The 13,957-nt window shown below is 69.1% G+C and carries 14 protein-coding genes; 4 read left to right on the forward strand and 10 right to left on the reverse strand.

Going from position 1 to position 13,957, the window contains the following annotated elements; translation table 11 throughout:
- Positions 1-39 precede the first annotated feature (39 nt).
- From DM992_RS17315 to DM992_RS17365, 10 genes are all read right to left on the reverse strand, one after another.
- Positions 40-333 (reverse strand): co-chaperone GroES, encoded by a 294-nt coding sequence (locus DM992_RS17315; RefSeq protein ID WP_026044985.1) that lies wholly within the window; start codon positions 331-333, stop codon positions 40-42.
- Positions 334-907: 574 nt separating this feature from the next.
- Positions 908-1,423 carry an SRPBCC family protein gene (locus DM992_RS17320; protein ID WP_111017708.1) on the reverse strand — a complete coding sequence of 172 codons (516 nt, stop codon included), beginning with the start codon at positions 1,421-1,423 and terminating at the stop codon, positions 908-910.
- Between the two features lie 44 nt (positions 1,424-1,467).
- On the reverse strand, positions 1,468-2,100 hold the full coding sequence (locus DM992_RS17325) for a DUF1571 domain-containing protein (RefSeq protein ID WP_111017709.1): 633 nt from the start codon (positions 2,098-2,100) through the stop codon (positions 1,468-1,470).
- The gene (locus tag DM992_RS17330; protein WP_239511297.1) at positions 2,097-2,528 is read right to left on the reverse strand and encodes a cupredoxin domain-containing protein; all 432 of its coding nucleotides are present in this window, start codon (positions 2,526-2,528) and stop codon (positions 2,097-2,099) included. Before DM992_RS17330 ends, DM992_RS17325 begins: the two co-directional genes overlap by 4 nt.
- Positions 2,529-2,562: 34 nt before the next feature.
- Positions 2,563-3,345 (reverse strand): anti-sigma factor, encoded by a 783-nt coding sequence (locus DM992_RS17335; RefSeq protein ID WP_111017710.1) that lies wholly within the window; start codon positions 3,343-3,345, stop codon positions 2,563-2,565.
- Entirely contained in the window at positions 3,342-3,857 is a 516-nt protein-coding gene (locus DM992_RS17340; protein WP_111017963.1) for a sigma-70 family RNA polymerase sigma factor, read from the reverse strand. The genes DM992_RS17335 and DM992_RS17340 overlap by 4 nt, the downstream gene beginning before the upstream one ends.
- Positions 3,858-3,882: 25 nt before the next feature.
- Positions 3,883-4,242, reverse strand: a complete 360-nt coding sequence (locus DM992_RS17345; RefSeq protein WP_034182870.1) for a hypothetical protein — start codon at positions 4,240-4,242, stop codon at positions 3,883-3,885.
- A 313-nt stretch (positions 4,243-4,555) separates the two neighbouring features.
- The gene (locus DM992_RS17350) at positions 4,556-6,466 is read right to left on the reverse strand and encodes a hypothetical protein (protein WP_111017711.1); all 1,911 of its coding nucleotides are present in this window, start codon (positions 6,464-6,466) and stop codon (positions 4,556-4,558) included.
- Positions 6,467-6,937: 471 nt separating this feature from the next.
- Positions 6,938-8,182 carry an FAD-binding oxidoreductase gene (locus tag DM992_RS17360; protein WP_111017712.1) on the reverse strand — a complete coding sequence of 415 codons (1,245 nt, stop codon included), beginning with the start codon at positions 8,180-8,182 and terminating at the stop codon, positions 6,938-6,940.
- A gap of 67 nt (positions 8,183-8,249) precedes the next feature.
- On the reverse strand, positions 8,250-9,029 hold the full coding sequence (locus tag DM992_RS17365) for an ABC transporter substrate-binding protein (RefSeq protein ID WP_111017713.1): 780 nt from the start codon (positions 9,027-9,029) through the stop codon (positions 8,250-8,252).
- A 379-nt stretch (positions 9,030-9,408) separates the two neighbouring features.
- On the opposite strand from DM992_RS17365, the gene DM992_RS17370 reads away from it, so the two are divergent.
- The 4 genes from DM992_RS17370 to DM992_RS17385 all read left to right on the forward strand — a co-directional run bounded on the left by DM992_RS17370 (position 9,409) and on the right by DM992_RS17385 (position 13,688).
- Complete coding sequence (locus DM992_RS17370; RefSeq protein WP_111017714.1) at positions 9,409-10,383, forward strand: ornithine cyclodeaminase family protein; 975 nt, start codon at positions 9,409-9,411, stop codon at positions 10,381-10,383.
- Positions 10,380-11,174, forward strand: coding sequence for a PAS domain-containing protein (locus DM992_RS17375; protein WP_111017715.1), 795 nt, complete (start codon positions 10,380-10,382; stop codon positions 11,172-11,174). The genes DM992_RS17370 and DM992_RS17375 overlap by 4 nt, the downstream gene beginning before the upstream one ends.
- Positions 11,175-11,380: 206 nt before the next feature.
- Complete coding sequence (locus tag DM992_RS17380; RefSeq protein ID WP_111017716.1) at positions 11,381-12,112, forward strand: DsbA family oxidoreductase; 732 nt, start codon at positions 11,381-11,383, stop codon at positions 12,110-12,112.
- A gap of 136 nt (positions 12,113-12,248) precedes the next feature.
- Positions 12,249-13,688: a DHA2 family efflux MFS transporter permease subunit gene (locus tag DM992_RS17385; RefSeq protein WP_111017717.1), complete on the forward strand. Its 1,440-nt coding sequence runs from the start codon at positions 12,249-12,251 to the stop codon at positions 13,686-13,688.
- Positions 13,689-13,957 lie beyond the last annotated feature (269 nt).

The following is a 13,957-nucleotide window of genomic DNA, read 5'->3' on the forward strand; positions in this document are numbered from 1 at the left end:
CTCCTTGAATTCTTGGGAATATGTACCGTCGAAGGACGCTTAGTTAGCGTTGACCACGGCCATGATGTCTTCTTCGCGCATGACCAGCAGTTCCTGGCCGTCGACCTTCACGGTCTGGCCTGCGTACTTGCCGAACAGGACGCGATCGCCGACCTTCACGTCGAGCGCGATCGGGGCGCCCTTGTCGTCACGCTTGCCCGGGCCGACCGCGAGGATCTCGCCTTGATCCGGCTTTTCAGCAGCGGCTTCGGGGATGACGATGCCCGAGGCGGTCTTGGTTTCTTGATCCAGACGCTTGACGATCACGCGATCGTGCAAAGGACGAAGGTTCATATTCACTCCTCTCTTGACTGAGATTGAAGAACGCTTGGGGAATCTGCCCGGCGGAACGCCCGGCAGAGAATTGTTAGCACTCTCGTGCAGCGAGTGCTAATTATATGGACGGGTTTTGACAAATTCAAGAAGGGAAACCGAACGAATTTTTCGAACGGCGCGGCAGCGGGAAAAACACGCGAAAACAACCAAAAACCCTTTAGAAACAAAACCCTGACGAACACACCAAGCCTGGCCGGCGGGCCCGAGGGGCCCGCGAATCCCATCCAGCCCCGTTTGGACACCGGGTAAGCACGGAGTTCCTGAGGCCGGCGACATCGCATCAAAAAAACTGTGCCGGCGACGATCCGGCATGCTGCAACGCCGCCTTCGCGTACGCCGGACGCCCCTTGCGCGCCCTCCTCGCCGATGCATCGATGTCGATCCGATGTGTTCGTGCGCGTACGCGTGCCGGGACGCCGGTGTCCGGCCGTCGGCGAACGCGTTGCGCTCGTCGTCGACGGTGCGGCGATGGCGTACGCGCGCTGAGCGGCGCGGCCGGTGGTCACGCAGCGTCACGCCCCGTCACACGTCGTCACGTATCGGCGCAGCCCGCGCCCGACAGCGGCCGGAAGGTCCGGCCCTCCGTCTCGACCGCCGCGCCCAGCAGCCGCGCGAGCCCTTTGGCGCCTTCGCGCATCACGACGTCGTGATTCCATCTGAACAGCGGACGCGCGATCGGCTCCAGCCAGTTCATCCACTTCAGCTGCGTGCGGATGTGCCAGTCGTAGCGCACGACGGTGCACGCGCCGTCGCCGGCAAACGACCAGCATCCGTCGCCTTCGATCGCGCCGCTCGCGCGGCCTTCGAGCGCATGCCCGGGCTCGACGCGCCGCACGCGCATGTCGAAGGTCAGCCGGTACGGCAGCGCGCCCTTCCACGTATACCGGTGCAGCGCACCGACGCCGCGCGCGTCGCCCGGCTCGATCTCGACGGTGCGCACGGCGCCCTTCCACCAGTCGGGCCAGCGGTCGACCTGGTAGATCGCGTCCCAGACCGCCGCGAGCGGCGCGTCCACACGCCAGGTCGTCGAGAACCGGTATTCCGCCATGCAGCCTCCGGCATGCGCGTCAGGGGCATGAATCAGCGCACCGATCAGGGCGCGAAGAAGCGCTCGGGAAACGCGACGTCGATCTCGATATCGTCGAGCGTCACGGTTTCGAGCGGCACGTCGTCATCGTCCGCAAAGCTGACGATCTTCAGCGGAAAACCGTCCTCGGCGTCCAGCCACAGCCGGTAGCGATGCACGCCGCCGACCGCATGTGCGGGCGCGCCCGTGACCGACACGCGCAGCGCGGTCCGGCCGCCGACGGCCTCCTCGCCTTCGGTCACCGTCGCGCCGCCCTGCTGCAGCGCATGAACGTTTCGCAGCAGTTCGCCGACGTCCGACCGGTCGACCCGGTGGCCGCTGCGGTCGCGCACGAGCGGATTGGACGGCGACAGCGTCAACGCGGGCGGCGCGTGCGCGCCGAACGGGCGCAGCCGCACCTTGCCGTCGCCGGGATCGTATGCGAGCACCGCGCCGTGATGAGGCGACACGAAATCCATCCGGACAAAGCCCGGTTTCAGGTACGCGTAGCGGATTTCGGCGCGTTCGCCGCTCCGCGCCGACGAGCGGATCGTCGCGCGGTACGAGCGGACGTGTTCGAAATGTGCCTGCGCAACGGTCACGGGATCGGCTGTCATGCTCGCTCCTATCAGGCTCGCGGCCAGCAACGCGGCGATCACGGCGCCGCCTCGACGTCGAGCACGCCTTCCATCCCGCGCTCGCGATGGCTCCTGAAAAACAGCAGCCGATGCGTGCAATAGTAGGCGAACCGGCCCGGCTGCGCCGGTGTGAAGCGAAGCTTCTTCGGCGTCGTGGCCAGCTCGGTGTGGACCGCGATGCCGGCCTGCGGCGCATCGATTTCGAAACTGTGCGGCGCCACGCCGGGCTCGGCCGACACGGTCAGCTCGACCGGCACGTGCGCGCGCACGATCACGCGGTTCGGGCGGAAGAAATAGCTGCCGCCTACGATCGTCACCCGTTGCACGCCGTCGGCATCGACCGGCACGCGCACGGGCGCATCGCCGTCGGCCCGCGCGAGCGCGGCGCCCGCGACGAGTGCTGCCAGCATCGGCATCAGCACGAGCGCCTTCGCCATCTTCGTCGTCATCTTCATCGCCTGCTCCCTGCCGGCACCGCGCACGTCATCCCTTCCACGCGTCGGTCGAGCCGCCTAGCGCGCCGCACGCTTCGATCGCGAGCTCGCGCAGGCGCCGTTCGTCGCCGCGGCCGGACAGCGCATAGCCCATGCCGCGATCCGACCAGAAATACGTGTAGCGGCCGTCGGCCGACATCGCCCGCGGCGCGAGGTGCCGCGCGTCGTACGCGGTCATGTACAGCGTCACGCGCTTGCCGTCCGCCCGCTGGTACATGAGCTGCGCGGCCGGCCCCGCGTCGCCGGGCAGCAAGCGGCCGCCCAGCAGCGCGTAGCCGTATTCATCGAGCGACGGCGCGCGCACGGGCCGCCCGACACGCGCCGACAGCCACGCGGCAAGGTGCGCGGGATCGCCCGCACCGACCTCGACCGGGTGCTCGCGATCGGCTGCGTACACCGCATACGCGACATCCGCGCGCGCGGCGAACGCCGGTTCGCTGCCGAACGCGGCCCAGCCCGCGTGCAGCGCGACGCCGATCAGCAGCCCGGCCGCCAGCCCCGCGAACGCATACGCGATAGCGCGCCCGCGCGGCGCGCGGCGCTGCACGAACAGCGCGGGCGCGGCGCCCGGCAACGGAAACAGCGCCTGCAGCGCGTCGCGCTGGGCGCGGTAGTGCGCGAATCGTTCGGCCTCCTTCGGATCGGACTGCAGGCGCTCGAGCATCTCGCGCTGCTCGTGCCCGGACAGCTCGCCGTCCAGCAACGCGGACAGCAGTTGTGCCGACGCATCGTCGTCCCGCTCGTTCGAAGGCTTGTGCGGTTCGTCCATCATGTCTTCCCGATTATCCGTAACGCAGTTGTGCCGTGCGCCGACGGCTCGTCCGACAGCAGTGCGCGCATCTGCCCGCGCGCCCGCGCGAGCCGCGACATCACCGTTCCCACCGGTACGCCGAGCACCTGCGCGGCGTCGCGATAGCTCAACTCCTCGAGCGCAACCAGCAGCAGCACCTCGCGCTGTTCGACGGGCAGCCGGTACAGCGCGCGCTGCACGTCGCGCAGCACCAGCCCGCCGATCTCGCCGGTCGGCGCGGCCATCGTCTGCCACGGCGCCGTCGCGTCGTCGACCGCGATCTCGCGTCGCGCACGCAACTGGTCGATGAAGCGGTGCCGCAGAAGCGTCAGCAGCCACGCGCGCAGGTTGCCGCCATCGCGCGGCGGCCGGTTCAGCGCACGCTCGAGCGTGTCCTGCACGAGATCGTCCGCCCAGGCCCGGTCGCCCGTCAGCGCACGCGCATAGCGCGTGAGATGCGGCAGCCACACCAGCAGGTCCGATTCGTAGCTCATCGATGCGTCGCGCGTCGCCGCGCCGTTACGGACGAGCAACGTGCCACATGCCGCCGATCCCGTCGCCGCCCGCGTCGCCGGCCTTGTGGTCCATCTTCCAGCGATACAGCGGGCGTCCGTGGTACGCCCATTGCTTCTTGCCGTCGCTGCGCGTGACGAGGCTCCACGCGCCCGACGCCTTGTCGTACGAGTCGGCGATCGCGGGCGGCCAGTTGGCCGCGCACGCGCTGTCGCACGCGCTCTTGCCGGGCGCGTCGCGATCGAACACGTACAGCGTCATGTGATCTTCGTCGACCAGTTTCCCGTCGCCGACCTGCGGCGGTTCCGCGGCCGCCGGCCGCACGATCGCCGCCATCAGCGCGGCGGCGAAAAGCATCCGTTTCATTCCCGTTCTCCTTTTGACATGGCATCGCGACACGGCGGCGCCGGACGGGACGATCGGCTTCGTCGAGACCATTATCCCGCCGGCCGGTCGTGCCGGGACTCGGTAAGTAAACGGACGGAGGCGGCCGGTTATTCCATGCCGCCCGGCGACGATCGGCAGCGGCCCGCTATCGGCCATTCATACGACGAAATAAAGCGGGAAACCCAAAAAGACAACGCGGCATGACATCCCTGTCATGCCGCGTTGCGCGACCCATGTTGCATGGCCGTTGCGCACGGCGGCCGATACGGCGCCGCCGTGCGTTTCCGGCTCGTTACCTCGGCAGTGCGCCGGTCAGCGACTGGAGCAGCGTCGTCACCGGTGCGAGCGGGTTGTTCGGCGAGCCGTTGCCCGAATGCGGCGTCACCGACAGGCCCGGCGCGGAACCGAGCGCCGTGCCCACCGACGTGCCGGCCGCATTGACGACCGTCGCCGTCGAGTTGGCACCCGTCGTCAACAGCGAGCCGACGGCGACCGCCGTGCCGCCGGCCGCGTTCGAGCCCGAACCGAGCAGGCTGCCGCCTGCCGCTGCCGTCGAACCGGCTGCGCCCGACAGCGCGCCGGCCGCCTGGCCGAGTGCCGCCGGACCGTTCGCGAGTGCGCCCGTCACCGAGCCGAGCGCACCGGTCGGTGCGCCGGCCGGGTTGCTGCCGCCCGTCAGGCCATTCACGAGGTTCGTGATCGGTGCGATCGGGCTGTTGCCGGCCGCGCCCGTCAGCGTGCCTACGACCTGGTTCACGACGCCTTGCACCGGCGCCAGCGGGTTCGCCCCGCCGAGGTTGCCGAGGGCACCCGTCACCGAGTTCAGCGCGCCCGTCAGTGCTCCGGCCGGATTGCCGCTGCCGAGCGTACCGACGACCTGGTTGACGACACCCTGCACCGGCGCGAGCGGGCTCGTGCCGCCCAGCGCGCCGAGCGCGCCCGCGACGGAGCCGACTGCATTGCCGAGTGCGCCCGTGGCCGTGCCGACCGCGTTGCTCAGCGCCGCAGCAGGATTGCTGCCGCCGAGCGTGCCGACGACCTGGTTCACGACACCCTGGACCGGCGCGAGCGGGTTCGAGCCGCCGAGGTTGCCGAGCGCACCCGTCACCGAGCCGAGCGCACCGGTCAGTGCTCCGGCAGCGTTGCCGCCGGTCGGCAGCGCGTTCTGCAGGCCGTTGACGAGATTCGTGATCGGCGTGATCGGGCTGCCGCCGCCTGCGCCGGACAGCGTGCCGACGACCTGGTTCACGACGCCCTGCACCGGCGCGAGCGGGTTCGAGCCGCCGAGGTTGCCGAGCGCCCCCGTCACCGAGTTCAGCGCGCCCGTCAGTGCGCCCGCCGGATTGTCGTTGCCGAGCGTACCGGCAAGTTGCGTGACGACGCCTTGCACCGGCGCGAGCGGGCTCCCCGCGCCGCCGACGCTGCCGAGCGTGCCCGTGATCGTGTTGGCCGCGTTGCTCAGCGCGCCGGCCGGGTTACCGCTGCCGAGCGTGCCTGTCACCTGGTCGATGACGCTCTGGATCGGTGCCAGCGGGTTCGAGCCGCCGCCGATGTTGCCCAGGGTGCCCGTTACCGTGCCGAGGGCGCCGGTCAATGTGCCTGCCGGATTGCCGCCGCCGAGTGCGCCGGTCACTTGATTGACGACGCCCTGGACCGGCGCCAGCGGATTCGAGCCGCCGCCGATGCCACCCAGAGCGCCCGTTGCGGTGCCGAGGGCGTTGCTCAGCGTCCCCGTCGCGGTATTCAGCGCGCCAGTCAGTGCACCGGCCGGGTTGCCGCCACCGAGCGCGCCCGTCACTTGATTCACTACGCCTTGAACCGGCGCCAGCGGGTTCGCACCGCCGCCGACGTTACCCAGCGCACCGGTCACCGTGCCAAGTGCGCCAGTCAGCGCGCCGGCCGGGTTGCCGCCACCGCCGAGCGCGCCCGTCACCGCCCCCGCGGCGCCCGACAGCACCTGGCCGGGGCCGCCGAGCGACGTCTGGATCGCGCCCGAACCGCCTGTCGTCACGGTGACCGAGCCCAGCGGCGACGTACCCGTCGCGACCAGCCCGACCGACACGCTGTTCGTCGGCGGATTGACGATCTCTTGCGGGATCGGCAGCGAATCGAGGGCCCCCGCCAGCGCGGAACCCGAAGCCAGCACCCCGAACACCGTCGCAACCGACAGCGCCGCACCCGTCAACTTGAAATTCTGTCCCATTCTTATTTACCCCATCTCGGTTGGCACTACGTTGATAAAGCATGGGGACGGATTGCACGAAGCGTGCCAATTCAAAAAACGGATTGCATCGCCCGCTTATTTCCTGGCAATAACGCTTTTTTATGGATTTCAGGCGAAATAGGCGGGCTGCGGAACCGGAATCATCTGATAAAAGGGCCGACGGAACGCGGATGTAACGTAACGTTTGCGAGCCCTGCAGTAACGTGTTCCGGTACATTCGCGTAACGCCGGAGCGTGCGGTCGCGACGCTGCCATGCAGCGTCAGGACCGACTGCCCAATGCGCATTTCAGCGAAATGAAAATGCATTGATAAATCGCTAATTCTCTTATTTTTCTTTATTGCGCGACTTCTTTCCCGGCGATTACACAGATCATTTCCGATTACCCGGCTTTTGATAATTCGGATAGCCGGATGAAAAACTGTTGCGGCCGCATCGCCGCGCCGCCGGCTCAACCGAAGCGCGCGGGCCGGTATGGATGGGGATCGATATAGGTCGGCGCGCCCGTCATCATTTCGGCAAGCAGGCGCCCGGTCGCGGGGCCGAGCGTGAGCCCGTGATGGCAATGGCCGAACGCGAACCACAGATGCCGATGGCGCGGCGCGGGCCCGATCACCGGACGCATGTCGGGCGTGCACGGCCGCATCCCGAGCCACGGCTCGCGATCGAGCCGTTCACCGATGCCGAACGCGTCGCGCGCCAGCGGCTCGGCGCGCGCGAGCTGCACGCCGGTCGGCGGCGCACCGCGCAGCGCGATCTCGACGCCGGTCGTGAGCCGCAGGCGGCCGCCTTCCATCGGCGCGACGACGAAGCCTTCCTCGGTATCGCATACCGGCACGTTCAGCAGCGTGCGCGTCGGCAGGTAATGCATGTGGTAGCCGCGCTTCGCGCGCAGTGGAATCCGGTAGCCGAGCGGCGCGAACACGTGATCGGACCACGGCCCGAGCGCGACCACGGCCGAGCGCGCCGAAATCGCCCCACGCTCGGTGGCGACCCGCCAGCCGCCATCCACCTGCGCGAGCGTCTTCGCGTCGCCGAGCACGAACGTGCCGCCGTCGCGTTCGAACAGCCGCGCGTAGGCCTTGGTCAGCCCGCCCGGGTTCGACACGGTCTTCGGGTCCTGCCAATGGAACGCGCCGCAGAATGCGTCGCCGACGCCGGGCTCGCGTTCGCGCAGCGCACGCTTGTCGAGCACGGTCATCCGCAACCCGTGCACGTCGGCAACGCGCTGCTGCGCGCGCGTTTCCGCGTCGAACAGCGCGGGCGAACGGAACGCCTCGAGCCACCCGCCGCCGTGCACGAGCGGCTGCGCGTCGGTGCGCGCGAGCAGCGCATCGTGCTCGACGACGCTCGCCGCGACGAGCGGCAGCATGTCGCGCGCGGCGGCCGCGAGCCGCTGCGGCGACGATTCGCGCCAGAAGCGCGCGAGCCAGCCCGCATACGCGGGCAGCGCGCGATAGTCCCAATAGAGATCGACCGAGCGGTTGCGCGCATAGCGCAGCAGCGTGCCGAGCCGGCGCGGAAACGCATACGGCACGACCGACGAGCGCTCGATCAGCCCGGCATTGCCGTGGCTCGTTTCCTCGCCGGGCGCGCGCCGGTCGACGAGCGCGACGCGCAGCCCGCGATCCTGCAGATGCAGCGCCGACGACACGCCGACGATGCCGGCCCCCAGAACGATGACGTCGAAATCCATGCTTCCCCGCCCAGCGTCGAGATTCGATGCGACGCGCGCCGGCACCACGGCCGGCGCGCGGCCGTGCTTACTTCGCGACGATGTCGCGCTTGAAGTACTTCTGCGACAGCGCGCCCAGCGTGCCGTCCTTCTTCAGCGCGTCGAGCGCGCCGACGATCTTCGCCTGCAGCGCCTTGTCGCCCTTGCGCAACCCGAAGCCGGTGCCCTCGCCGAGCGTCGCCGGATCCTTCAGCGGCTCGCCGACGATCCGGTAGTCGCGGCCGGCCGGCTTGTCGAGGAAACCGTCCTGCGCGGTCTGCGCTTCCTGCACGGCCGCGTCGAGACGACCGGCGACGAGATCGGCGTAGATCTGGTCCTGGTCCTGATACGACACGACGGCCACGCCCGCATCGGCCCAGTGCGCCTTCAGGAAATCCTCCTGCGACGAGCCCTGCAGCACGCCGACATGCTTGCCGCGCAGGCTCGCGACGTCGGGCCGCAGCGGTGAGCCGCGCCTGGCGACCATCACGATCGGCACCACGTAGATCGCCGGCGTGAAGTCGATGCTCTGCTTGCGCTTCGCGGTGATGTTCATCGCCGAGTTGATCGCGTCGAACTTGCGCGCCTGCAGCGCCGGGATCAGGCCGTCGAACGAATTTTCGACCCACACGCATTTCATGTTCAGCTTCGCGCATACCGCGTTGCCGATATCGACGTCGAAACCCTGCAACTGGCCGGCCGGCGTCTTGCTCTCGAACGGCGGATAGGCGGCTTCGATCCCGAAGCGCAATGTGGTCTGTTCCGCGTGTGCCGTGACGGCCGCGCACGCAAGCGCCGCGGCGGCGCAGAGGGAAAGCTTCCAGTTCATGGCGGTCCTTCTGTTCTGGATTGAGGCGATGAAGAGCGGTCGCGCGGCGCCCTCGTCCGGGCGCCGGATCGGCATTCGACACAGGCGGCCGCCGCACGGCGACACGTCTTGTCCTGCACGCGAAATATAGACTAAAAGTCTATATTAGACTATAGGGGATACGAGGATCGCGCACCGTCGCGCCACATAGAAATTGCGTCGACCTCTCAATACATCATTGATTTTTAAGTGTTTTCCAAAAAATACAGCGACTGAAAAGTCTCGAAAAGAAAAATTCTCCAGATTTCGCTTGTCTATATTAGACTTTTCGTCCATCACGAACACCGCCGGACACCGTCTTTCTAGACATGCCTGTCCGGCCCCGACCGGAGATGTCCCCATGACGCAAACTGTCCCGCCCCTGCCGCTGACCGTCGACGAAGCCGTGGTGCGCGCGGCCCTGCCGTCGCTCGACGTGCTCGGCACGCTGCGCCGCATGTTCGCGTCGCTCGCGTCGGCGCGCGCGGTGCAGCCGCCGCAGACCCTCACGCTGTTTCCCGACCAGGCCGGCGACTTCATCACGTATCTCGGCGCGCTCGCCGACGAGCAGGTGTTCGGCGCGAAGCTGTCGCCGTACGTCGTGACGGGCGGCAAACCCGACGGGAAACCGATCGTCACCGCGTGGACCGCGCTGATGTCGATGCGCACCGGCCAGCCGCTGATGTGGTGCGACGCGGGGCGGCTGACCGTCGAGCGCACCGCCGGCACGACCGCACTCGCGGTCGACTGCCTCGCGCCGCGCGACGCGCGTCATCTGGCGATCGTCGGCGCGGGCGCGGTCGGCCTCGCGCACCTGCGGCACACGGCGGCATTGCGCGACTGGGAGACGATCCGCGTGTACTCGCCCGCGCTCGCCGGCGATGCGGCGCAGCAGGCGACGCTCGTCGAGCTCGACCCGCGCGCACGCGCGGCTGCGAGCGTCGAAGCCTGCGTGCGCGACGCGGACGTCGTGATGCTGTGCACGTCGTCGGGCACGCCCGTGCTCGGCGACGGGATGCTCACGCGCCCCGCGCTCGTCACGTCGATCAGCACGAACGTCGTACGTGCGCACGAGATCCCGCCCGCATGGCTGCCCGACATGGACGTGTACTGCGACTACCGGCACACGACGCCCGCGAGCGCCGGCGAGATGCAGATCGCGGCGGCCGACCACGGCTGGGACGCCGGGCGGATCGTCGGCGACTTGCCGGCTCTCGTCGCGGGTACTTGCGCTGCGCCGTCGCGCACGCGTCACGCGTTCTTCCGCTCGATCGGCCTCGGGCTCGAGGACATCGCGATCGCGCACGCGCTGTACACGCACCTGACGCGCGCATGAGCATCACGCGGGCGCGGGGCCGATACAATGGCGCAACCGCCGCGGCGGCCGCGCGCGGGCGCACGGGCATGCCGGCCACCGGCGCGCCGGCACGCCGGCCCGATGCGCCGCCCGGCCCCCGCCCACCCGAGATGGCGACACCGATGCGCAAGAAGAGATCCCCCGTCAAAGACCTGTTGCTCACCCGTTACGCGCCGATCGCCGACGGTATCGCCGCGCTGTTCTTCCCGTACGCGGAAGTCGTGATCCACGACCTGCACGACCAGACCGTGCTGTATCTCGCGAACAACCTGTCCAAGCGCGAGGTCGGCGACGATTCCGCGCTCGAGGAAATCGATCATTCCGCACGCGAGCGCGTGATCGGCCCGTACGAGAAGCTGAACTGGGACGGCCGGCGGATGCGCTGCGTCAGCAACGTGCTGTTCGACGACGAAGGCCGTCCGGCCGGGATGATGTGCATCAACTTCAACATCGCGGTGTTCGACGAGGTGCGCGCGACGCTCGACCTGTTCATCAAGGGCGCGGGCGTCGTCGCGCAGCCGGACGAGCTGTTCCGCGACGACTGGCAGGAGCGCATCAACACGTTCCTGCACGGCTGGCTGCGCGAGCGGCAGGTCGGGCTGAACGGGCTCACGCGCGAGCACCGGCGCGAGCTCGTCGAAGCGCTTCACGCGGAAGGCGCGTTCCGCGGCAAGAGCGCGGCGAACTACGTCGCGAACGTGCTCGGGATGGGGCGCGCGACGGTCTACAAGCATCTCAAGCACCTGAAGGAAACGCAGGGCGACGCGTAAGCGGCATGCCCCGCAGGCCGGTTCGCCGGGCCCCGCCGCCGCATCCGGCATCCGGATCGGCAGTCGCTATCGGTCCGCGCCTTCCGTGCCTATGCTTCGTGATACGTCGCGCGCGGGCCCGTTCCGCACGGGCCCGGCCAGGGCCAAGCGTCGAAACATAAAATGATATAGTCCCGGTTACACTTTTTTGCCGCCCCGGACCGCCCATGACGACCGCCCCCGCCCCGACTGCCCGCCCGACCCTCACCGTAGAAATCTGGTCCGACCTGATCTGCCCGTGGTGCTGGATCGGCAAGCGCCGCTTCGACGAGGCGCTCGCAGCGTTCGCACACGCCGACCGCGTCGACGTCGCGCTGCGCGCGTACCGGCTGATGCCCGGCCAGCCCGTCGAGCCGGTCGAGGCGATGCTCGCCGGCAAGTACCGGATGTCGCCCGCGCAGGTCGACCAGATGCTGCGCCAGGTGACCGACGCGGCCGCGAGCGTCGGGCTGCGCTACGACCTGCCCGGCACGCTCGTCGGCGACACGCTCGACGGCCACCGGCTCGTGAAGCTCGCGGAAGCGACGGGCCGCGCGCACGCGCTGACCGAGCGGCTGTACCGCGCGTATTTCTGCGAGCACGGCTCGCTGTTCGATCATGCGGAACTGACCGAATTCGCGGTCGAAGCGGGGCTCGAGCGCTCGGCCGTCGATGACGTGCTGCGCAGCGACGCGTACCGCGCCGAAGTCGAAGCCGACATCGCGCGCGCCGCGCAGATCGGCGGGCGCGGCGTGCCGTTGTTCGTATTCGGCGGCCGCTACGCGGTATCGGGCGCACAGCCGGCCGACGCGTTCGCGCAGGCGCTCGACCAGGCTTGGCGGGACGGCATCGTCGAACTCGCCGGCAGCGACGCGGCGGCATGCGGCCCCGACGGCTGCGAACTGCCGGCGCGCCCGTAACACGCGCAACGCCCATCCCGCGCGTCCCGTCCGGACGCGCCACTACGCGTCGCTCCTGCCACAAACCGGCAGGAAGCCCGCGTCGAGGACGTCTACAATGCATCCTTTCAAATAACTATCAGAAGGCTGCAGGCCCATGACACACGGGATTCACGGCGAAAAGCGCTGGTATGCGCTGATCGTGCTCTGCCTCGGCGTGCTGATGATCGTGCTCGACAGCACGATCGTGAACGTGGCGCTGCCGTCGATCAGCACCGATCTCCATTTCACCGAAACGGCCCTCGTGTGGGTCGTCAACGCGTACCTGCTGACGTTCGGCGGCTGCCTGCTGCTCGGCGGCCGGCTCGGCGACCTGTACGGCCAGCGCCGCATGTTCCTCGCGGGCCTGGTCGTGTTCACGCTCGCGTCGCTCGCATGCGGCCTCGCGCAATCGCAGGCGATGCTGATTGCCGCGCGGGCGGTGCAGGGGCTCGGCGGCGCGGTCGTGTCGGCCGTCTCGCTGTCGCTGATCATGAACCTGTTCACCGAGCCCGGCGAACGCGCGCGGGCGATGGGCGTCTACGGCTTCGTGTGCGCGGGCGGCGGCAGCATCGGCGTGCTGCTCGGCGGGCTGCTGACGAGTTCGCTGTCGTGGCACTGGATCTTCCTCGTCAACCTGCCGATCGGCATCGCGGTCTATGCGATGTGCGTCGCGCTGCTGCCGCGCATGCGCGCGCCGGCCGGCGCCGCGCGGCTCGACGTCGCGGGCGCGGTCACCGTGACCGCATCGCTGATGCTGGCCGTCTACGGGATCGTCGGTGGCAACGAGGCCGGCTGGCTGTCGACGCAGACCGTCGCGCTGATCGGCGCGGCCGTCGCGCTGCTCGCGCTGTTCATCGCGATCGAGGCGCGCGCCGCGCATCCGCTGATGCCGCTCACGCTGTTCGCCGCGCGCAACGTCGCGCTCGCGAACGTGATCGGCGTGCTGTGGGCGGCCGCGATGTTCGCGTGGTTCTTTCTGTCCGCGCTGTACATGCAGCGTGTGCTCGGCTACGCACCGCTGCAGGTCGGCCTCGCGTTCCTGCCGGCGAACCTGATCATGGCCGCGTTCTCGCTCGGGCTGTCGGCGCGCATCGTGATGCGCTTCGGGATCCGCGGCCCGATCGCGGCCGGCCTGCTGATCGCGGCCTGCGGCCTTGCGCTGTTCTCGCGCGCACCGGTCGACGGCGGTTTCGTCTGGCACGTGCTGCCCGGCATGACGCTGCTCGGCATCGGCGCGGGCGTCGCATTCAACCCGATGCTGCTCGCCGCGATGAGCGACGTCGATCCGGCCGATTCCGGGCTGGCGTCCGGGATCGTCAACACCGCGTTCATGATGGGCGGCGCGCTCGGCCTCGCGGTGCTCGCGAGCCTCGCGGCCGCCCGCACCGATACGCTCGCGGCCGCGCAGGCGGCGCCGCTCGACGCACTGAACGGCGGCTATCATGCGGCATTCGCGTTCGGCGCGACGTTCGCCGCCGCGGCCGCGCTGATCGGCCTCGCGTTGCGCATCCGGCCGCAGAACGGCGTCGAAGGCGTCGGCCCCGCGACGCACTGATCGTCGGCCGACGAAGCCGGTCGCCGGCATCGAACCAGGGTGCGCAGTGTCGCGCCCTTTTTTGCGGGTGCCGAGCCGCGGCAGGCATTCCCGGTTCGTCATACCTTTCGGGCCGATCACCGTTATCGGCCCCGCCCTCGCTCGAACACGCGTTTCACACCCGTCCGGCCGCCCGCGGCACCGGCCTTTGCGGCCGATTTTGAACACAGTCGTACATCGACCCGCCACTTTTGCGACAATGGCGGACTTTGACCCACGCGCCGCCGCCG

It is taken from the genome of Burkholderia sp. JP2-270 (assembly GCF_003233675.1).
GTDB classification, from domain to species: Bacteria; Pseudomonadota; Gammaproteobacteria; order Burkholderiales; family Burkholderiaceae; genus Burkholderia; species Burkholderia pyrrocinia_C.